The sequence below is a fragment of the Kitasatospora sp. NPDC056731 genome (genome assembly GCF_040687675.1).
In the GTDB taxonomy this organism is placed as follows: domain Bacteria; phylum Actinomycetota; class Actinomycetes; order Streptomycetales; family Streptomycetaceae; genus Kitasatospora.
This window is the reverse complement of sequence record NZ_JBFBNR010000004.1, coordinates 249,599-268,076: the sequence shown is the minus strand read 5'-3', so window position 1 is coordinate 268,076 and position 18,478 is coordinate 249,599. Positions and strand designations below refer to the sequence as shown.

Here is an 18,478-nt window from a genome sequence, read left to right as displayed (position 1 = left end):
TCACCCCGGTGCCGCCGGCGCCGCCGTACTCGGTGGAGTTGGCCAGGGCTATCAGGTACTGCGGCCCGGAGCTGTCGCCCGCGTACCGGGCGGTGCGGAGTCCGGTCACCGCCCCCCTCGGGGTTTGTGCTACTCCGACTTGGCGGCCGCGGCGGCCAGGCCGGCCGACCACTTCTCCTCGACCTTGCCGAACTTCCAGTAGGCGATTGCCGCGGCCCAGGTCAGCACGAACAGGCCGACGATCGCGTAGCCGACGAAGTTGAGGTCCAGCCCGCCGATCCAGGCGATCGGGCCGCTGGTGATGTCCAGCTTCTGGCCGAGCAGGCCGATCAGCTCGACCAGGCCGATCACCAGCGCGACCAGCACCGACAGGCCGGTGACGGTCAGGTTGTAGTAGATCTTGCGGACCGGCTTGGAGAAGGCCCACTCGTAGGCGAAGTTCATGAACGAGCCGTCGATGGTGTCCAGCAGGCTCATCCCGGCCGCGAACAGGATCGGCAGCGTGAGCAGCGCGTACCAGGGCAGCGAGAACGCGGCCGCGCCGCCGGCCAGCACCAGCAGCGACACCTCGGTGGCGGTGTCGAAGCCGAGGCCGAACAGCAGGCCCACCGGGTACATGTGCCAGGGCTTGGTGACGGCCCTGGTCACCCGGCCGAGGATGCGGTTCATCAGCCCGCGCCGCTCCAACTGGCGCTCCAGCTCGGCCTCGTCGTACTCGCCCACGCGCATCCGGCGGAACACCTTGAGGATGCCGTTGAAGGCGCCCAGGTTGATCAGGCCGAGGAGCAGCAGGAACGTCCCGGAGACGGTGGTGCCGATCAGGCCGGTCATCGTGTGCAGGGTCGAGTCGTCCGCCTCCACCTGGTCGGCGAGCGAGCGGATGCCGAAGGCGAGCAGCGCGCAGAGGCCGAAGACGATCGAGGAGTGCCCGAGCGAGAACCAGAAGCCGACCGACAGGGGCCGCTTGCCCTGGCCCATCAGCTTGCGGGTGGTGTTGTCGATCGCCGCGATGTGGTCCGCGTCGAAGGCGTGCCGCATCCCGAGGGTGTAGGCGGTCAGGCCCATGCCCGCGCCGAACACCTGCCCGCCGACGTTGTAGTGCTCGGGCGCGACCAGCGCGAGCAGGGTGAACCAGCCGACGACGTGCAGCACGAGGATGAAACCGCCCATCCCGGCCAGGCGCATCCACTCCTCCCGGGTGAGCCGGTCACGCCATCTGACGGGCGAGGCACCTGCGGCGGGGCTGGACATCCTGTGGTCCTTTCGGGTGGTCCGGGCGAAGCTGGGCCATCTTTCCCCCCTCGGGGAAGTAGTTGCAAGTCATGTGCAAATGCCGGACGACGGCGAACGGGGGCACGCGGGCGCGGACGAGGGGCGTGCGGCGGCGGGCACACGCCCGCTCGCGCCGGGCCCCACCCGGCCGCCCCGACCGACCGCCCCGGTCGGCGGGCCGCGACCACCGCGCAGCCTTCGTCAGGAAATCAGACGATTCCTCCCCTAGGGTCGAGATGCCGACGCCCGCAGCGCACTCCCCGTACGCGCCGCGGGCCCGCCGGCGCTCACCGGCCCGGGATCCGATGGGAGCGGCCATGCCGTCCTACCCCTTCCGCACCACCCGCGAGGACGTCCGCATCCCGCTGCCCGACGGCACCCGGCTGGCCGCCCGGCTGTGGCGCCCGGTCAGCGACGAACCCGTCCCCGCCCTGCTGGAGTACTCCGCCGGCCGGCTCACCGACCGCACCGCCGCCGAGGACGCCCGCCGCCACCCCTGGTACGCCGGCCACGGCTACGGCGCCGTCCGCGTCGACACCCGCGGCCACGGCAACTCCGACGGCCTGCCCGGCGAACCCGGCGGCGACCAGGAGCTCGACGACGGCGCCGCCGTCCTCGACTGGCTCACCCGCCGCCCCTGGTGCAGCGGCCGGGCCGGCCTGCTCGGCGTCGGCGCCGCCGGCACCACCGCCCTGCTGCTCGCGGCCCGCGCCCCCGACACCGTCGGCGCCGTGGTCACCGTCTGCCCCGAAGGCGGCCACCGCCTCGGCGGCGCCCTGCTCGCCGCCGACCTGCACACCCGGCTCACCACCCTGGTCTCCGACGCCGCCCTCCCGCCCGACCCCCGGCACGTCGGCGACGCCTGGCGCACCGACTGGCTGGCCCGCCTCGAATCCCTGGACCCGCCCGTCGACGCCTGGCTCGCCGCCGGCGAGACCACCGTCCCCGTCCCCGCCCCCACCTTCGCCGTCGCCGGCTGGGGCGACCCGTCCTGCTCCTTCGTCCTGCGCCTGCTCGCCACCTCCCCCACCGCCCGCGCCCTGCTCGGCCCCTGGCCGCACGGCCTGCCCGAGGAAACCCTCCCCGAGACCCTGCGCTGGTGGGACCACTGGCTGCGCGACCTCGACACCGGCGCCCTGGCCGAGCCCGCCCTGCGTAGCTGGATCGGCACCCGCTGGACCGGCGAGGAGACCTGGCCCTCCCCCGACGTCCGGGAGATCCACTACGGCCTCGACGGCCCGCTGCGCACCGCCGGCACCGCCTCCGACGACCGCCACGTCCGCGTCCGCTCCCCGCAGCACACCGGCCTCAACGCCGGCGCCTACGTCCCGCTCGGCCGCCCCGCCGACCAGCCGCCCGACCAGCGCGAGGAGGACGGCCGCTCGGTCTGCTTCGACTCCCAGCCGCTGCCCGACCCGGTCGAACTGCTCGGCACTCCGACCGTACGGCTGCGCCTGCGCGAGGACGGCCCGCCCGCCCAGATCACCGCCCGGCTCTGCACCGTCGGCCCGGACGGCACCTCCACGCTGCTCACCCGGGGCGTCCTGGTCGCCACCGGCCCCGACGCGGACGTCGAGCTCGCCGCCTGCGCCGGCACCCTCCCGGCCGGGCACCGGCTGCGGCTCGCCCTCTCCTCGGTCTACTGGCCGTGGGTGTGGCCCACCCCGGACGACGCCGGCTACGCGCTCGACCCGTCCCGCTCCGCCCTCACCCTGCCCACCCGGCACCTCGCCGCCGACGTCGGCGCCGCCCCCGTCGCCTTCGAGGCCCCCGCCCTGCCCGAGCCGCTCGACATCCACCGCACCGAGCCGCTGACCGCCCGGCCCGAGCACGTCACCGTGCACGACATCGGCCGCCGGGAATGGCGCGCCGAACTCTCCCCCGCCACCGACGGCAGCCGCACCCACCCCGACGGCCTGGTCCGCGACGAGCACACCGTCACCGCCTACCGGGTGCTCACCGGCGCCCCGCTCAGCGCCCAGGCCCGCACCGACCACACCGTGCGCCTCGAACGCCCCGACATCGGCTGGGACGTCACCGTCCAGACCCGCACCCAACTGCGCTGCGACGCCGGGCACTTCCTCAGCATCGTGCAGCTGCGCGCGCTGGAGGCCGGCTCGGTGGTGTTCGCCCGGGAATGGCAGCACCGCGTGCCGCGCTGGATTCCGCAGGGCGATTCCAAGTAATCCTTATACCTTTGCTTTCAATTCCCGCATTGCTTTATAAATGGCGGCATGAAGACCCTCGGCCTGATCGGCGGCATGAGCTGGGAATCCACCGCCGAGTACTACCGCCTCCTCAACGAGCTCACCCGCGACCGCCTCGGCGGCCTGCACTCCGCGCCGCTCGTGCTGTACTCGGTCGACTTCGCCGCCATCGAACGCCTCCAGGCCGACGGCCGCTGGACCGAGGCCGGCGAGACCCTGGCCGGCGCGGCGCGGTCCCTGGAGGCGGCCGGCGCCGAACTGCTGCTGATCTGCACCAACACCATGCACAAGGTCGCCGACCAGGTCACGGCCGCGACCCCCGTCCCGCTGCTGCACCTCGCCGACGCCACCGCGGACGCCGTCCGGGCCGCCGGACTGCACCGGATCGGGCTGCTCGGAACGGCCTTCACGATGGAACAGGACTTCTACCGCGGCCGGTTGGCCGCCCACGGCCTCGACGTCCTCGCCCCCGGCGCCGACAGCCGCGCCCTGGTCCACCGGGTGATCTACCAGGAGCTGTGCCTCGGCCTGGTCCGCGAGGAGTCCCGCGCGGCGTACCGCCGGGTGATCGACGAACTGGTGGCCGCCGGCGCCCAGGGGATCATCCTCGGCTGCACCGAGATCGAACTGCTCGTCCGCCCCGAGGACAGCCCCGTCCCCACCTTCCCCACCACCCGCCTGCACGCCGAAGCCGCCATCACCGCCGCCCTGGCCCCGTAACGGCCCCGCGGCGGCCCCGCGACGGCCCCGGTCAGAGGCGGTCATAGATGGCGGACAGCTGTCGGAGCACGTCGGTCGCGGCGTCCAGGGCGGGGGCGTCGTGGTGCGCGAGGGCGGTGTCGAGTGCCTGCGCCAGGGTGGTCTGGCGTTCGTCGTGGCGGCGCCGGCCCGCGTCGGTGAGGGCGACCAGGACGGACCGCTTGTCGCCCGGGGGGCGTTCCCGGGTGACGTAGCCGGCGGTGGCGAGGTTGTTGACCAGCTGGGTGGTGGCGGCGCTGGTGGTCTCGGTGGCGGCGGCGAGCTGGCCGATCGACAGGGGGCCCGTCTCGGCCAGGACGCGCAGGGCCCGGGCGTGGGTGAGGGAGAGCGCGCCGGGGGTGCGGGTGGCGCGTCCGCGCAGGCGGGAGTCGGCGGCGCTGAGGCTGTAGGCGGCGCGGGCGAGCCGGTCGAGGGCCTGCTCGCGGGCGGGGGTGGGTTGGGGCTGCGACATGGGGGCGTCCTCCGTGGCTCGATCGATGGGCGGGTTGACAACAGAATATCCTAAGTACTTAATAGATAAGTACTTAGCGACTCGGCGGCACCGCCACCGAGCCCCCTATCGACACGGAGGACACCCGCCATGACCGTTCGTTCGACCGGACAGAGCTGGGCCCTGGACATCGCCCTCGCCCAGGGCGGCTTCGACGCCCTGCACCCCCAGGCCAAGGGCACCCTGGAGCAGCTCGGCCACGACCACACCGACTTCGACAAGGTCTTCGCGCTGGTGCAGAGCGGGGCGATGCTCCCCAAGGCCTGGGCCACCGTCGCCGGGCAGGCCGAGGAGCGCGCCGCCCACCACGAGCGGGGCGGCTTCGCCCAGACCGCCGCCGACCTGTACGTGCGCGCCGCGGTGATGTGGGGCCGCGCCCAGTACTCCGTCTTCGACGCCACCGACCCGCGCAAGCTCGCCTTCCGCGAGCACGCCAACCACTGCGTGGAGCGCCTCGGCGCGCTGCGCGACGACCGGGTCCGCCGGGTGGAACTGGACTTCGAGGGCGGCCGGATCTACGGCCTGCTGCACCTGCCGGCCGGCGAGGTGCGCAACGCCCCCGCGGTGATCCTCGGCCCGGGGATGGACATGATCAAGGAGGACTACATCTACGCCGCCGAGCGGTACTACACCTCCCGCGGCATCGTCGCCCTGTCCATCGAGGGCCCCGGCCAGGGCGAGACCCGGGCGGGCGGGCTCACCGTCGACCTCACCAACTACGAGCGGGCGATCAGCCGTTACCTCGACCACCTGGCCTCGCTCCCGGAGGTCGACCCTCAGCGGATCGGCATGTTCGGCATCTCGATGAGCGGCTACTGGGGCTCGCGCGCCGCCGCCACCGACCGCCGGCTCGCCGCGCTGGCCGCCTTCGAGGCGGTCACCGGCGACTTCCAGACGATCTTCGAGCAGGCCCAGCCGACCTTCAAGAACAACTACATGTACATGGCCGGCTACACCGACGAGGAGGCCTTCGACCGCGAACTGGTCGCCCGCATGCCGCTCGGCGACCTCGTCCAGGAGATCGACTGCCCGGTCCTGTACGGCATCGGCGAGTTCGACGAACTGACCCGGCTGGAGCAGGCCCTGGCCAACTACGAGCGCATCCGCGCGCCCAAGGAACTGCGCGTCTACGAGAACGAGTTCCACCCGCTGGGCGGGGTCGCCGCCGAGATCTTCCGCTTCGGCGCGGAGTGGATCGAGCGCGCCCTGAACGGCGAGTTCGCCGAGGCCGGGCGCGACGTGCGGCACTACGTCCACCACGACGGCCGCACCACCGACGGCACCGCCAACCCCACCTGGTGGCTCGGCGCCGTCCCCGCCCAGATCACCGCCGCCCGCCGGGCGTGAGACCGGGCGGCCGCCGGGCGTGACACCGGACGGCCTCCGGGGGTGGCGGGGCGGCGCGCGCGTGGGGGGCGCGCCACCCCGTCACCCCCGGGGCCCCGCACGGTCCGGCCCCGGGGTGTGGAAGCCCCGGGGCCGGACGGTGCGCTGGTGCTGCGTCAGCTGGTCCGGATGGATGCGTCAGCTGGTCTGGATGGAGGTGTCGTCGATCACGAAGCTCGTCTGCAGCGAGGCGTCCTCGGTGCCGGTGAACTTCAGGGTGACGCTCTGGCCCGCGTAGGACGAGAGGTCGAAGGTCCGCTGCTGGTAGCCCGCCGCGGCGTCCGCGTTGGAGTACGTCTTCAGCGTGGTGCCGTTCACCGACACGGCCAGCTTGTCGTACGCGGTGCTGCCCGTCTCAGCGGTGTCGATGTGCAGCCAGAAGCTCAGCGTCGCCTTGCAACCCGCCGGGATCGTCACCGTCTGCGCCAGCGTGTCGGTGTGCGAGGAGCCGTAGCCGTTCAGCCACGCCTTCCACGAACCACCGTGCGCCGCCTGCGAGGAGCTGTTGTCCACCACACCGGAGCTGGTCGTCCACGGCGCCGCCGAGCCCGTCTCGAAGCCCGCATTGCCCAGCAGCTGCGCCGGCGTGCAGGTACCGCCACCACCACCGGTCACCGTCCACGTGAAACTCGCCGTACCCGACTTGCCCGCCGAGTCCTTCACCGTCACCGTCACGCTCGACGAACCCGCCGCCGTCGCCGTACCGGTGATCGCACCCGTCGAGGCGTTGATCGCCAGCCCGGCCGGCAGACCCGTCGCACTGTACGACAGCGGCGCGGTACCACCGGAAGCATTGATCTGGACGTTCACCGCACCGCCGACCGCCGTGGACTGGTCACCGGGGCTGCTGACGGAGACCGCGCCGCTGCCGGCCGGCTTGGTGAGCAGGCAGCCCGCCACGTTGAGGTCGATGACCCGGCCGTTGCCGAGGCAGGTGGTGAACCAGTAGGTCTCCTCACCGTAGCTCTGGCCCTTGGTGGCCGTGGTGGTGCCGTCCGCGGCGACCTCGCACGGGTTGTCCAGGGTGCACATCTCGCCGTTGTCGTTGCCGGTGTTGTTGATGCCGATGATCCGCCCGCTGGCGGAGTCGATGATCGGCGAACCGGAGGTGCCGTGCGTGGTGTTGCAGCCGGAGCTGTAGCGCAGCGAGTCGTGCCAGGTCCACTGGTCCTCGCGCAGGGTAGGCACGAACCCGTTGACGGAGCAGTTCCACACCTGCTTCCAGTACGAGGAGGGTATGTACATCGCGGCGCCGTCGGTCGGGTGCGTGTCGTTGACGGTCAGCGCGGTGGCGCCGTACTTGGAGCTGATCGAACCGTAGGTGTCGGTGAGTTGGTAGAGCGCGACGTCGGTGCCGGTCATGGTCGCGTAGACGACCTTGTCGGCCTGGACGGTGCCGAGGCTGTTGCCGGCGCCGTCGAGCAGGGTGCCACTGCGGCTCGCGCTCACGTTCTGGATGACCTGGCCGGCCGTGGGCATGGTCGGCAGGCAGTGGCCGTTGGTGAGCATCAGGGCCCGGTCGCCGGCCACCGAGCTGGGGTAACGCACCAACGAGGCCGAGCAGTTGCTCAGCGCGATGGTGGAGGTCAGGTCGCTGGCCTGGACGGCGTGTGCGGGGGCGGCGGCGAGGGTCAGCCCGCCCGCGACGACGGCGCCGACGCCGGCCATCGCGGCAAGTCTCTTGAACATGGCTCTCCTTGTGGGGGATCGCGGGGTGTACGACTGGTCGCCGAGGCCCGCGCCGCACGAAAGTGCCATGGCCACTTCAAGTGGTCAACCGTATTGGCCGAACTCGCCGACGGCAATCGGCCGTTGCGGCCCGGGGCGGCAACCATCCGCCCCGGTATGCCCGTTAAGGGCGGGCGCGGTGGCACCCCACGGCACCGGCCGTGCCCGCCCGTCGGGGCGTCATATCCGTCCGCCCACCCGTCCGCTCGCCCGCTCGCCCGCTCGCGGGGGCTACGGCTGCGGGAAGGAGTTCTCGTCCACCTCGTCGGTCTTGGCGTTGCCGCCGACCGTCGGCTGGAGGGTGATCGACCAGGACGTCGCGGTGCGCCCGGTCTCGAACGCCAGCGTGTCCTGGAACTTGGTGAACCGGCAGCTCTGCGTGAACGCCTTCGTGTCGGAGTCCCAGTCCACCCCGCCCGCGAAGTACACCTCGTACGTGCCGTCCTCGACGCCCTCGATGCTGGCCTTCTGCCCCTTGGCCACGTACACCGAGTGCACCGACTTGCCGTTCAACGCGAGCGAGACGACCGCGTCCCCCCTGCCGCCGTTGTCGACCTTGAACACGCCCTCGCCGCGCAGCCGCCCCTCGCGCACCAGGGTGCCGTTGTCCAGCGAACGGGACTGCTGCTTGGGGGTCTGCGGGACGGCGAAGGTCGTCGGGTAGCCGGCCGCCGCCATCTTGGCCAGGGCCGCCGACACCGCCGCCAGGCCCTCCGAGGCGCCCAGTTCGGCCTGCGCGGAGCCCACCGCGCAGACGCCCCTGCTCTTGATGTCGCCGCGGACCTTCGTCGCGTCGGTGGCCAGCGAGGTCAGCGCCCTCACCAGCTCGGTCTGCGCCGTCGCGACCGCGGCCGGCTCGTCCGCCAGGCCCAGGCTCCGCCCGGCCGTCCGCGCGCTGGTGGCGATGCCGCCGAGCACGCCGTCGAGGTCGCCCAGGGTCTTGGCCCCGGCCACCTGGCCGAGCGCGGTGTTCACCGGGTCGATGGTCGTGCCGAGCACCGGGCCGTACGGCGGCGGCGTCGGGGTGGGGGTCGGCGTCCGCGTCGGCGCGGGCAGGGCCGGGGCCGCGCCGGTGGACGGCCCGCCCGCAGCGCTCCCCCCGCCGCCCCCGCTCCCCCTGGTGCCGCTGGAGCAGGCCGCGAGCAGCAGTACGGTGCCGACGGCCAGACCGGCCTTGGTGATGGACTTCATGAATCCCGCCCCGGTGACGCCCCGCGCACACAGCGTGCACGTGTCCGCCGCCATGCTGGCGGCCCCGCCCGGCGCGGTCAACCGGATTCCGAGGGCGTGCGGAGGGCGTGCAGGGGGCGCCCGGGGGCGCTGATCGAGGTCAACTACGATCGGGGCGTGCTCAGCCTCACCGGATTCCCCCTCCAGATCGTCGCCTCGGTCGTCGCGATCCTCGTCTTCGGCGCCACCATGTGGCTCTGGCCGCGCTTCGGCGGGAAGGGCTGGAAGTCCTGGACGGGCCGGATCGGCGCCTTCCTCGCCACCCAGATCGCCGTGCTGGTCGCCATGGGCCTGATCGCCAACGGCTACTTCGGCTTCTACAGCTCCTGGAGCGACCTGCTCGGCACCGACGGCAAGCCGGGCACGGTCGTCGACCACACGCCGAACGCCTCCGTGGCCGTCACCGGCGAGCAGAAGTTCTACTCGGCCCAGGGCTCGGACCGGGAGCGCTCCGGGCTGATCCAGCAGGTCGCCGTCAAAGGAGCCTCGACCGGCCTGAGCACCGAGGCGTTCGTCTACCTGCCCCCGCAGTACTTCCAGCCGGACTACGCTCAGCAGCGGTTCCCGATGGCCCTGGTGCTCACCGGCTACCCGGGCACCCCGGAGAAGCTGATCTCGCTGATGCAGTACCCGGCCTCCACCCTCACCGCGATCGAGCAGAAGAAGCTGCCGCCGACCGTCCTGGTGATGATGCGCCCCACGGTCGTCGGCAACCGGGACACCGAGTGCGTCGACGTGCCGGGCGGCCCCCAGGCGGAGACCTTCTTCACCACCGACCTGCCCAAGGCGCTCGCCACCACCTACCGGCTCGGCACCGACCCGGCGAGCCGCGCCGTGATCGGCAACTCGACCGGCGGCTACTGCGCGCTCAAGTTCGCGATGCGCAAGCCCGACGCCTACCGCGCGGCGGTCGCGCTCTCCGGCTACTACAGCGCGGCGCACGACGAGACCACCGGCGACCTCTTCGGCGGCAACGACCAGCTGAAGCAGCAGAACGACCTGCTGTGGCGGCTGAAGAACCAGCCGGCCGCCCCCGTCTCCCTGCTGCTCACCACCAGCTACGACGAGAACAACTACGCCGACACCCAGGCCATGGTCGGCGCCTTCAAGGCCCCCACCAAGGTGTCCACCATCACCCTGGACACCGGCGGCCACAACTTCCACACCTGGACCCGGGAGATCCCCCCGGCCCTGGAGTGGCTCGGCCAGCACCTCACCATGCCGAAGGCCACCTGACCACGCCGAAGGCCGCCTGACCGATCCCCCGGCGGCCCGCCCGATCACCCGATCGGCCCCGCAGATCACACCCGTCTCACAGCGTCGTCTCACGCTCCTCTCAGCCGCACCACGCACGGTATGGCGCATGACCACGACCAGCTACTCCACTCCGGCCGGCGAACCGTGGCCCGAGGCCGCGGACTTCCCGCCGCCGGAGGTGCCGCAGCCGGACCCAGCCCGGCCGGACCCGGCGCCGCTCTTCCCCGAGCATCCCCTGCCGCCCGCCGGCCCCAAGGGCCCCGCCTCCTGGTCCGGCCGGCTGCGCACCCTCCCCGCCCGCGCCTGGCGCGGCCGCGCGGACGACCCGCGCTGGGTGCGCCCGGCCCTGCTGGCACTGCTGGCCGCGACCGTCGTCCTCTACCTCTGGGGCCTGAGCGCCTCCGGCTGGGCCAACGCCTTCTACTCGGCCGCCGTCCAGGCCGGCAGCCAGAGCTGGAAGGCCTTCTTCTTCGGCTCCTCCGACGCCGGGAACTTCATCACCGTCGACAAGCCCCCGATGTCGCTGTGGCCGATGGCCCTCTCGGTGCGGGTCTTCGGCCTGTCCTCCTGGTCCGTGCTCGCCCCGCAGGCCCTGATGGGCGCCGCCACCGTGGGCGTCGTCTACGCGACGGTGCGCCGGCGCTTCTCCCCGCTCGGCGGCCTGCTCGCCGGGGCCGCCCTGGCGCTCACCCCGGTCGCGGCGCTGATGTTCCGCTTCAACAACCCCGACGCGCTGCTGGCCCTGCTGCTCACCCTGGCCGCGTACGGGCTGGTGCGGGCCATCGAGGCGGCGGGCACCCGGTGGCTGGTGTTCACCGGGGCGATGTTCGGCCTGGCCTTCCTCACCAAGACCCTGCAGGCCTTCCTCGTGCTGCCCGCCTTCGCGCTGGTCTACCTGGTCGTCGCGCCCACCGGCCTGTGGCGGCGGGTGCGGCAGCTGCTGCTCGCGGGCGCGGCCATGGTGGTCGCGGGCGGCTGGTGGGTCGCGGTGGTCGAACTGCTGCCGGCCTCGGCCCGCCCGTACGTCGGCGGCTCGCAGGACGACAGCTTCCTCTCCCTCACCTTCGGCTACAACGGCCTCGGCCGGATCAACGGCGACGAGACCGGCAGCGTCGGCGGCGGCGGGCGGCTCCCGGCCGGGCTCGACCTGCCGGCCGGGGCGATGCGCGGCGGCCGCGGCTGGGGCCAGACCGGCCTCACCCGGCTGTTCGGGAGCGACATCGGCGGGCAGATCGCCTGGCTGCTGCCGGCCGCGCTGATCCTGCTGGTCGCCGCCCTGTGGGCGACCCGCCGCTACGCCCGCACCGACACCGCCCGCGCGGCGTTCCTGGTCTGGGGCGGCGCGATGCTGTCCACCGCGCTGGTGTTCAGCTTCATGTCCGGGATCTTCCACCAGTACTACACGGTGGCGCTCGCCCCGGCCGTCGCGGCGCTGGTCGGCATGGGCGTGGACGGCCTGTGGCGGGCCCGGCACCGGCTTCCGTGGGCGCTGGTGCTGGCCGGCACCCTCGCGGTGACGGCGGTGTGGGCGTTCGTCCTGCTCGGGCGGAGCACGGAGTTCCTGCCCTGGCTGCGCTGGGCGGTGCTGGTCGGCGGGCTGGTGGCGGCGGCCGCGCTGGTCGCCGGACAGCTGGCCGGGCGGGCCGACGGGCGGCTCGGCGCCCGGATCGCCTCGGTCGCCGGCCTGGTCGGCCTGGCGGCGGCGCTCGGCGGGCCCGCCGCGTACGCGGTGGACACCGTCGGCACGGCGCACAGCGGCTCCATCGTGACGGCCGGGCCGGCCGTCCAGGGCGCCTCCGGTCCGGGCGGCGGCGGCCGGCACGGCGGGCAGGGCTTCGCGGGCAACGGGCGGACGTTCCAGCCCGGCCAGAACAGCGGCGGGCAGCACGGCGGCTGGCCGGGCGGCCAAGGCGGCTTCAACGGCGGCGGCAACGGCGGCTGGCCGGGCGGTGGTTCGGGCAAGGGCCTGGGCGGCGGCAACGGTCACCGCGAGCGCGGCACGGGCGCCAACCCCGGCACCACCGACCCGGGCACCGGCAACCCCGGCAACCCCGGCAACCCCGGCAACCCCGGCAGCGGCGAGGACCCCGGCACCTTCGGCCCCGGCGGCATGGGCGGCACGGGCGGCGCGGGCGGCCCCGCAGGCGCGGGCGGCATGGGCGGCCTGCTCGGCGGCACCAAGGTGAGCGAGGAGGCCGCCGCCCTGCTCAAGGAGAGCGCCGGCCAGTACACCTGGGCGGCCGCCACCAGCGGCTCGCAGACCGCCGCCAGCTACCAACTCGCCACCGAAGAGCCCGTGATGGCCCTCGGCGGCTTCAACGGCACCGACCCCTCGCTCAGCCTGGCCGGCTTCCAGAAGTACGTCCAGGAGGGCAAGGTGCACTGGTTCATCGCCGGCGGCTCCCACCGCGGCTTCGGCGGGGCCGAGAGCGGACAGGGCGGCTCCGGGGAGAAGGAGTCGGAGACCTCCCAGATCGAGAGCTGGGTGACGAGCCACTTCACCGCGAAGACGGTCGGCTCCACCACCTTCTACGACCTGACGGCCCCGACCTCCTGACCGTCCCACCTCCTGACCGTCCCACCCCAGGGGGCGCACCGCAGCCGGCGGTGCGCCCCCTCGCGTTGCCCCCTGGAAAGCCCCCGTCGGCGCCGCCAGCCCCCGTCAGGCGGACGGGCAGTGCGTCCCGGCGGCGGGCAGCGTGCCGTCCACCAGGAACGCGGCCACCGCGTCCCGCACGCACCCGCTCTTGTCGTAGCCGGTGTGCCCGTCGCCGTCCCGGGTGAGCAGGACGGCGTCGGCGAGGTTGGAGGCCATCCGCTGCGCCCACGGGTACGGCGTGACCGGGTCGGCGGTGGAGCCGATCACCAGGATCGGGGCGCTGCCCTCGGCCCGGATCCGGGCGGGCCGTTCGGCGGTGCGGTACGGCCAGGAGCGGCAGTCCGGGGCGAACAGCGCCGCCGCGGTGTCGTGCCGGCTCATCAGCGGGGCGCGGGTGGCGAGTTCGGCGCGGTCGGTGCGCAGGTCCCCAGCGGTGGGGGCCATCAGGGCGTCCGCGCAGCTGATGGCGGCGAAGGCGTCCGCCGCGGTGGAGTAGCCGCCGTCCTCGCCGCGGCCGTTGGCGCCGTCGGCGAGGGCGAGCAGTTCGGCGGCGTCGCCGCGGGTGATCGCCGGGTCGAGGGCCTGGCGCAGCCGCTCCCAGGAGCGGTGGCCGTCGTAGAGGGTGTCGAGGGTGCCGTTCCAGGCCAGGGTGGCGGTGAGGCGGCGGCCGTCGGCGGCGGGCAGCGGGTGTGCGCGCAGGCCGTCCAGGAAGTCGGCGAGCCGCTGCGGGGCAGCGGCGCGGTCGCGGCCGAGCGGGCAGTCGTCGCGGCCCGCGCAGTCGGCGGCGAAGTCCCGCAGTGCGGTCTCGGTGGCGGCGGCGGCCTCGACGTTCAGCCGGACCGGGTCGAGGCTGCGCTCGAAGGCGCCGTCCAGGGCGAGGCGGCCGGTGCGGGCGGGGAACTCCTCGGCGTAGAGGGCGCCCAGGTAGGTGCCGTAGGAGCTGCCGAGGAAGTCGAGCCGCCGTTCGCCCAGGGCGCCGCGCAGCACGTCGAGGTCGCGGGCGGTGTCGCGGGTGGAGAGGTGGGGCAGCAGCGTGGCGTACCGGGCCTGGCAGGCGTCGGCGAGCACCCGGCCGCGGTCGTAGCCGGGGTCGTCGGTGCTGGTCCACTCGTCCCGGGTGCGGTCGTCGAGGCAGTGCACGGGGGTGGTGCGGCCGGCGCCGCGCGGGTCGAAGCCGACCAGGTCGAAGTGGTCGGAGAGGGTGCCGCGGTAGTCCTCCCAGCCCCAGACCACCCGGTCCACGCCGGAGTTGCCCGGCCCGCCGGGGTTGAGCACCAGTGCGCCGATCCGCCGGTCGGCCTCGGTGGCGCGGATCCGGGAGACGGCGACGTTGATCGTCTCGCCGCCCGGATCGGCGTAGTCCAGCGGGACCTTGAGTCCGGTGCACTGCGCGACCGGCTCTCCGGCCGGGCGCTCAGGCCGGTCCGGGCAGTCCTTCCAGTCCAGCGGCTGGAGGTACAGGGCCGCGAGCGCGGGGGCGGCCGTGCCGGGCACCAGGTCCTGGGGCCGGGCCGCGGCCGCGGTGCCGGGCCGGCGGGCGCCCGGGTCCGAGGGCCCGGTGCAGCCCGCGGCGAGCACGAGGAGGGCGACGGTGAGCAGGGCGCGGAGCGGGCGGCGGGGGTTCGACGAGTGCACCGCCCACGAATACCACCCGGCGCCCGCTCCCGTCACACCAGCATCTGCCGTAACGATTCCTCAGCCTCCGCACTGCTGCAGCATGGCCTGCTTGTCGGCCACGGTGACGGGGAGTTGGTACTTCAGGGAGACCTGGGCGAAGCGGACGGCGTACGAGCAGCGGACGGCGGTGTTGGCGGGCAGCCAGGAGGCCGGGCCGGAGTCGCCCTTGGAGGCGTTCTGCGAGCCGTCGGCGGGGATCAGGTTGAGCGGGTCGTTGGCGATCTGGACGCGCTTGGCCTTGTCCCACTTGGCGGCGCCCAGCTGCCAGTCGTAGGACAGCGGCATCACGTGGTCGATCTGGATCTTCGAGGCCTGCTGCTTGGTCCACTGGACGTTCTTGCCGGTGTACGGGTCGTAGATGGTCATCGCGGTGACGACGCAGTTCGAGCCGTCCTTGCGCTCGACGGCGGTGCCGTCGCGGGCGAGCAGGTCGTTGCGGGTGTCGCAGTTGTTGTGGCCGAGCGGGACGCCGTCGACGTTGTCCGTCCAGGCGGGGCCGAACTCGTTGCGGTCGTAGCCGTCCTTGGGGCCGGCGGCGGCGGTGGCGACCTTGGCTATCACGTCGCGGCCCACCTTCTGCTCCTCCGGCGTGGTCAGCGGGGCCAGGCCGGGCTTGGTGCCGTCCGGGTTCTGCAGCGGGCTGGTGCCCAGGCCCCCGGCGGGCGCGGCGGAGTCGCCGCTCTTGTGGTCACGGCCGCCCAGCAGCCAGCCGGCCAGCGCGAGCGCGCATATCAGGAACACGGTGGCGGCGGACAGGGCGGTGCGGCGGGCGGGCACGGATAACTCCCGGGATCTGGGGCGGGTTGACGGCGAACCAGCAGATCAGCCACCCCGAGAGCAGGTCAAGGCGGCGCCACGCGAACCCCGCCGACCATGTCGAAGCTCACACTCCGGGCGTCAGCCGCCGATGGCGGACATCGGGCGGTCCGGCCGGACGAAGTCGGCGGAGTTGACGGCGTGTCCGGGCCCCTTCCCGGCCACCGAGGCCCGCCAGGCCGCCTCGATCCGGTCGTCGTCCGCGCCGCCGCGCAGCAGCGCGCGCAGATCGGACTCCTGCGTCGCGAACAGGCAGTTGCGCAACTGGCCGTCGGCGGTGAGCCGGACCCGGTCGCAGCCCCCGCAGAACGGGCGGGTCACGGAGGCGATCACCCCGATGACGGCGTCCGTGCCCGCGACCCGCCACTCCTCCGCCGGGGCGTTGCCCCGCCGCCCCACGGGCAGCAGGTCGAAGCGCTCCCCGAGCCGCTCCAGGACCTCCGCGGCGGTGACCATCGCCGAACGGTCCCAGGCGCCCTGCGCGTCCAACGGCATCGACTCGATGAACCGCATCTGGTACCCGTGCTCCACCGCGAAGGCCGCCAGCTCCGGGATCTCGTCCTCGTTCACCCCGCGCACCGGCACCGCGTTCACCTTCACCGGCCCCAGCCCCGCCGCCCGCGCCGCCGCCAGGCCCGCGAACACGTCCGCGATCCGGTCCCGCCGCGTGATCCGCGCGAACCGCTCCGGGCGCAGCGTGTCCAGGCTGACGTTCACCCGCTCCAGCCCCGCCGCCCGCAGCGCCACCGCCGTGCGGGCCAGCCCGATCCCGTTCGTCGTCAACGACACCTCCGGCCCCAGCGCGGCGATCCGCCCCACCAGGTCCGGCAGGCCCCGCCGCAACAGCGGCTCCCCGCCGGTCAGCCGCACCGAGGCGACCCCCAGCCGCCCGACCGCGATCCGCACCAGCCGCACCACCTCGTCGTCGCCCAGCGCCTGCGCCCTCGGCAGCCAGTCCAGGCCCTCGGCCGGCATGCAGTAGGTGCAGCGCAGGTTGCAGCGGTCGGTCAGCGAGACCCTCAGGTCGGTGTGGACCCGGCCGAAACGGTCCAGCAGCGGGCGCGGTGCGGTGTTCATCGACCCAGTACAGGGGCCGGCGGGCCGCAGGACCAGCGGCCGAACCGCCGGGGGGCGGCCACCACCTGCGGGTTCCCCTTGTGCGTTCGTACAACTGTGGGTTCGTACGGCTGCGCGGCGACGGCCCCGGCGGGCAGGCTGGGCCCATGCAGACCACCGAAGACCGAACCGGGCCCGTCGCCGCACTGGTGCTCGCCGCCGGGGGCGGGCGACGCCTCGGCGGGCGGCCCAAGGCCCTGATCCGGTACGCGGGCCGCCCGCTGGTCGAGCACGCGGTGGCGGTGGTGCGGGCGGGCGGCTGCGCGGACGTCACGGTGGTGCTGGGCGCGGCCGGCGACCGCGTCCGCTCCACGGCGCACCTGCCGGGCTGCCGGCTGGTGGCCAACCCGGACTGGGCGGGCGGCATGGGCTCCTCACTGCGCGTCGGGCTGGCCGCGCTGGCGCCGGAGGTGTCGGCGGTGCTGGTGATGCTGGTGGACACCCCGGGCGTCACCGCGGCCGCGGTGGCCCGGCTGCTGGCCGCGCACCGGGCCGGCGCGGACCTGGCCGCGGCGGCCTACGCAGGGCGGCGCGGGCACCCGGTGCTGATCGGCGCCCGGTACTTCGCGCAGGCGGCCGCGGGCGCCTGCGGCGACGCCGGGGCCCGCACCCTGCTGGCCGCGCACCCGGACGCGGTCACCCTGGTCGAGTGCGCCGACGTCGCCGTCCCGGACGACCTGGACACCCCCGCCGACCTGGCCCGCTGGTCCGCCGGCTGACCGCACCCCGGCGGCCCGGGTGCCCGAAGCACCCGTGGCGGGCACCGGCCGGGCGCACACCCCTGATCCGACCCTGAGGATTGCCCCATTCCGCGCCAAGGACCCACCGTTTCGGGGAGCATGGAAACCGTTCCACCACCCGACTCGAACGGACGGAGCCCGCGATGGCCGGACTGCCCGACGACTTCACCGGACACGACCCCGCGAGGCCAGGGCACGGGGCGGGCGGTGGCGCCCGGGCGATCCGCTGCCCCGCCTGCCGCCGCGAGCACCTCTACGAGCCGCCGTCGCTGCCCTGTCCGTGCGGCGCCTCGCTGAAGGTGCCGCTGCTGCGCGGCGGGGTGCCGGTGCAGGTGCGGTTCCGCTCCTGGGAGGACTCCTGGCTGAGCATGCGCTGCCCGCACTGCGGCCGCTCCGACCAGTGGCCGCAGCCCGAGTTCACCTGCAACTGCGGCGCCACCGTCCGGCTGCCGGTGGACCGCACCACCCGGCTCGGCGGCGGCACGGCCGGCCCGCTCGCCACCCCCGGCCCGCAGGCCTCCCGCCCGTACCCGGCCCACCCGATGAGCACCCCGGTGCCCGCCCCGCCCGGCGGCTCCGGCGGCCAGCCCAAGCCGTTCCGCCACCGCGCGCCGTTCCGCCCGCACCCGGTGCGTACCTCGCAGGACGCGGTCTTCACCGCCGCCCGCTACCTGGAGTGGCTCGGCTTCGACGACCTGGAGCTGACCGAGGCCCAGGAGCGCGACGGGGTGACCCTGCTGGGCAGCCGGATGGTCGCCCAGGTGGACACCTGGACCGAGCCGGCCGACGTGAAGTCGGTCGAGTGCCTGTGGCTGCAGACCCTGCACGCCGAGGAGATGGCCGCCGCCATGTTCACCCTGGCCGGCTACTCCCACCAGGCCACCGTGCGCGGCGAACAACTGCTGGTCGCCCTGTTCAGCCTGGACCTGGCGGGGGTGCCGCAGCCCGCCAACGGCGCCGCCGAGGCCCTGATGGAAACCGGCTGGACGTCCTGACCGACCGGAGGCCACCGGGGCGCATCCGCCAGGGCGCGTCCTGTGGATCACGCCGAGCCCTAGATCATTTCCCCCGCGAATGCAAGAACCTCCGCTCGTGATCTGGTGCACAAGCTCACCCCCGTGTTGAATTGCCGCCACAGCGCGGGCCCTTGCGCTGCCGTCGCCGTGCCGCCGACAGTCGACGGCGGCGACGCCGGGCAGGG

14 protein-coding genes are annotated in these 18,478 nt (G+C 74.0%); 7 read left to right on the top strand and 7 right to left on the bottom strand.

The window, feature by feature from the left end; translation table 11 throughout:
• Window positions 1-129: 129 nt before the first annotated feature.
• Window positions 130-1,251 (bottom strand): HoxN/HupN/NixA family nickel/cobalt transporter, encoded by a 1,122-nt coding sequence (locus AB0R04_RS06665; protein ID WP_363368758.1) that lies wholly within the window; start codon window positions 1,249-1,251, stop codon window positions 130-132.
• Between the two features lie 338 nt (window positions 1,252-1,589).
• On the opposite strand from AB0R04_RS06665, the gene AB0R04_RS06660 reads away from it, so the two are divergent.
• Window positions 1,590-3,458 carry a CocE/NonD family hydrolase gene (locus AB0R04_RS06660; RefSeq protein WP_363368756.1) on the top strand — a complete coding sequence of 623 codons (1,869 nt, stop codon included), beginning with the start codon at window positions 1,590-1,592 and terminating at the stop codon, window positions 3,456-3,458.
• Window positions 3,459-3,506: 48 nt separating this feature from the next.
• Window positions 3,507-4,199: an aspartate/glutamate racemase family protein gene (locus AB0R04_RS06655; protein WP_363368754.1), complete on the top strand. Its 693-nt coding sequence runs from the start codon at window positions 3,507-3,509 to the stop codon at window positions 4,197-4,199.
• 31 nt (window positions 4,200-4,230) lie between these two features.
• On the opposite strand, the gene AB0R04_RS06650 is transcribed toward AB0R04_RS06655, so the two are convergent.
• Window positions 4,231-4,689 carry a MarR family transcriptional regulator gene (locus tag AB0R04_RS06650; protein ID WP_363368752.1) on the bottom strand — a complete coding sequence of 153 codons (459 nt, stop codon included), beginning with the start codon at window positions 4,687-4,689 and terminating at the stop codon, window positions 4,231-4,233.
• Between the two features lie 129 nt (window positions 4,690-4,818).
• Here AB0R04_RS06650 and AB0R04_RS06645 point away from each other — a divergent pair, with 129 nt between their 5' ends.
• The gene (locus tag AB0R04_RS06645; RefSeq protein ID WP_363368750.1) at window positions 4,819-6,075 is read left to right on the top strand and encodes an alpha/beta hydrolase; all 1,257 of its coding nucleotides are present in this window, start codon (window positions 4,819-4,821) and stop codon (window positions 6,073-6,075) included.
• A gap of 177 nt (window positions 6,076-6,252) precedes the next feature.
• Here AB0R04_RS06645 and AB0R04_RS06640 read toward each other — a convergent pair whose 3' ends face one another.
• A complete protein-coding gene (locus tag AB0R04_RS06640; protein WP_363368748.1) occupies window positions 6,253-7,803 on the bottom strand; it encodes a putative Ig domain-containing protein in 1,551 nt (516 codons plus the stop codon).
• A gap of 270 nt (window positions 7,804-8,073) precedes the next feature.
• The gene (locus AB0R04_RS06635) at window positions 8,074-9,033 is read right to left on the bottom strand and encodes a hypothetical protein (RefSeq protein WP_063347071.1); all 960 of its coding nucleotides are present in this window, start codon (window positions 9,031-9,033) and stop codon (window positions 8,074-8,076) included.
• Window positions 9,034-9,189: 156 nt separating this feature from the next.
• On the opposite strand from AB0R04_RS06635, the gene AB0R04_RS06630 reads away from it, so the two are divergent.
• The gene (locus AB0R04_RS06630; RefSeq protein ID WP_363368746.1) at window positions 9,190-10,308 is read left to right on the top strand and encodes an alpha/beta hydrolase-fold protein; all 1,119 of its coding nucleotides are present in this window, start codon (window positions 9,190-9,192) and stop codon (window positions 10,306-10,308) included.
• A 127-nt stretch (window positions 10,309-10,435) separates the two neighbouring features.
• Window positions 10,436-12,886, top strand: a complete 2,451-nt coding sequence (locus tag AB0R04_RS06625; RefSeq protein ID WP_363368744.1) for a glycosyltransferase family 39 protein — start codon at window positions 10,436-10,438, stop codon at window positions 12,884-12,886.
• A gap of 105 nt (window positions 12,887-12,991) precedes the next feature.
• Here AB0R04_RS06625 and AB0R04_RS06620 read toward each other — a convergent pair whose 3' ends face one another.
• The 3 genes from AB0R04_RS06620 to moaA form a co-directional block, all read right to left on the bottom strand.
• Entirely contained in the window at window positions 12,992-14,563 is a 1,572-nt protein-coding gene (locus AB0R04_RS06620) for an alpha/beta hydrolase (RefSeq protein WP_363368742.1), read from the bottom strand.
• Window positions 14,564-14,623: 60 nt separating this feature from the next.
• Complete coding sequence (locus AB0R04_RS06615) at window positions 14,624-15,382, bottom strand: HNH endonuclease family protein (protein WP_363368740.1); 759 nt, start codon at window positions 15,380-15,382, stop codon at window positions 14,624-14,626.
• A gap of 120 nt (window positions 15,383-15,502) precedes the next feature.
• Window positions 15,503-16,498 (bottom strand): GTP 3',8-cyclase MoaA, encoded by a 996-nt coding sequence (gene moaA / locus AB0R04_RS06610; protein WP_363368738.1) that lies wholly within the window; start codon window positions 16,496-16,498, stop codon window positions 15,503-15,505.
• Between the two features lie 146 nt (window positions 16,499-16,644).
• On the opposite strand from moaA, the gene AB0R04_RS06605 reads away from it, so the two are divergent.
• Entirely contained in the window at window positions 16,645-17,256 is a 612-nt protein-coding gene (locus tag AB0R04_RS06605) for an NTP transferase domain-containing protein (RefSeq protein ID WP_363368736.1), read from the top strand.
• Window positions 17,257-17,420: 164 nt separating this feature from the next.
• Entirely contained in the window at window positions 17,421-18,272 is an 852-nt protein-coding gene (locus AB0R04_RS06600) for a hypothetical protein (protein WP_244293324.1), read from the top strand.
• Window positions 18,273-18,478 lie beyond the last annotated feature (206 nt).

Excerpts from the sequence above, each read along its gene's own strand:
- AB0R04_RS06660 (WP_363368756.1), top strand. The coding sequence starts at position 1,590 with ATGCCGTCCTACCCCTTCCGCACCACCCGCGAGGACGTCCGCATCCCG.
- AB0R04_RS06655 (WP_363368754.1), top strand. The coding sequence starts at position 3,507 with ATGAAGACCCTCGGCCTGATCGGCGGCATGAGCTGGGAATCCACCGCC.
- moaA (WP_363368738.1), bottom strand. The coding sequence starts at position 16,498 with ATGAACACCGCACCGCGCCCGCTGCTGGACCGTTTCGGCCGGGTCCAC.
- AB0R04_RS06600 (WP_244293324.1), top strand. The coding sequence starts at position 17,421 with ATGGCCGGACTGCCCGACGACTTCACCGGACACGACCCCGCGAGGCCA.
- AB0R04_RS06640 (WP_363368748.1), bottom strand. The coding sequence starts at position 7,803 with ATGTTCAAGAGACTTGCCGCGATGGCCGGCGTCGGCGCCGTCGTCGCG.
- AB0R04_RS06665 (WP_363368758.1), bottom strand. The coding sequence starts at position 1,251 with ATGTCCAGCCCCGCCGCAGGTGCCTCGCCCGTCAGATGGCGTGACCGG.
- AB0R04_RS06605 (WP_363368736.1), top strand. The coding sequence starts at position 16,645 with ATGCAGACCACCGAAGACCGAACCGGGCCCGTCGCCGCACTGGTGCTC.
- AB0R04_RS06650 (WP_363368752.1), bottom strand. The coding sequence starts at position 4,689 with ATGTCGCAGCCCCAACCCACCCCCGCCCGCGAGCAGGCCCTCGACCGG.
- AB0R04_RS06635 (WP_063347071.1), bottom strand. The coding sequence starts at position 9,033 with ATGAAGTCCATCACCAAGGCCGGTCTGGCCGTCGGCACCGTACTGCTG.
- AB0R04_RS06645 (WP_363368750.1), top strand. The coding sequence starts at position 4,819 with ATGACCGTTCGTTCGACCGGACAGAGCTGGGCCCTGGACATCGCCCTC.
- AB0R04_RS06625 (WP_363368744.1), top strand. The coding sequence starts at position 10,436 with ATGACCACGACCAGCTACTCCACTCCGGCCGGCGAACCGTGGCCCGAG.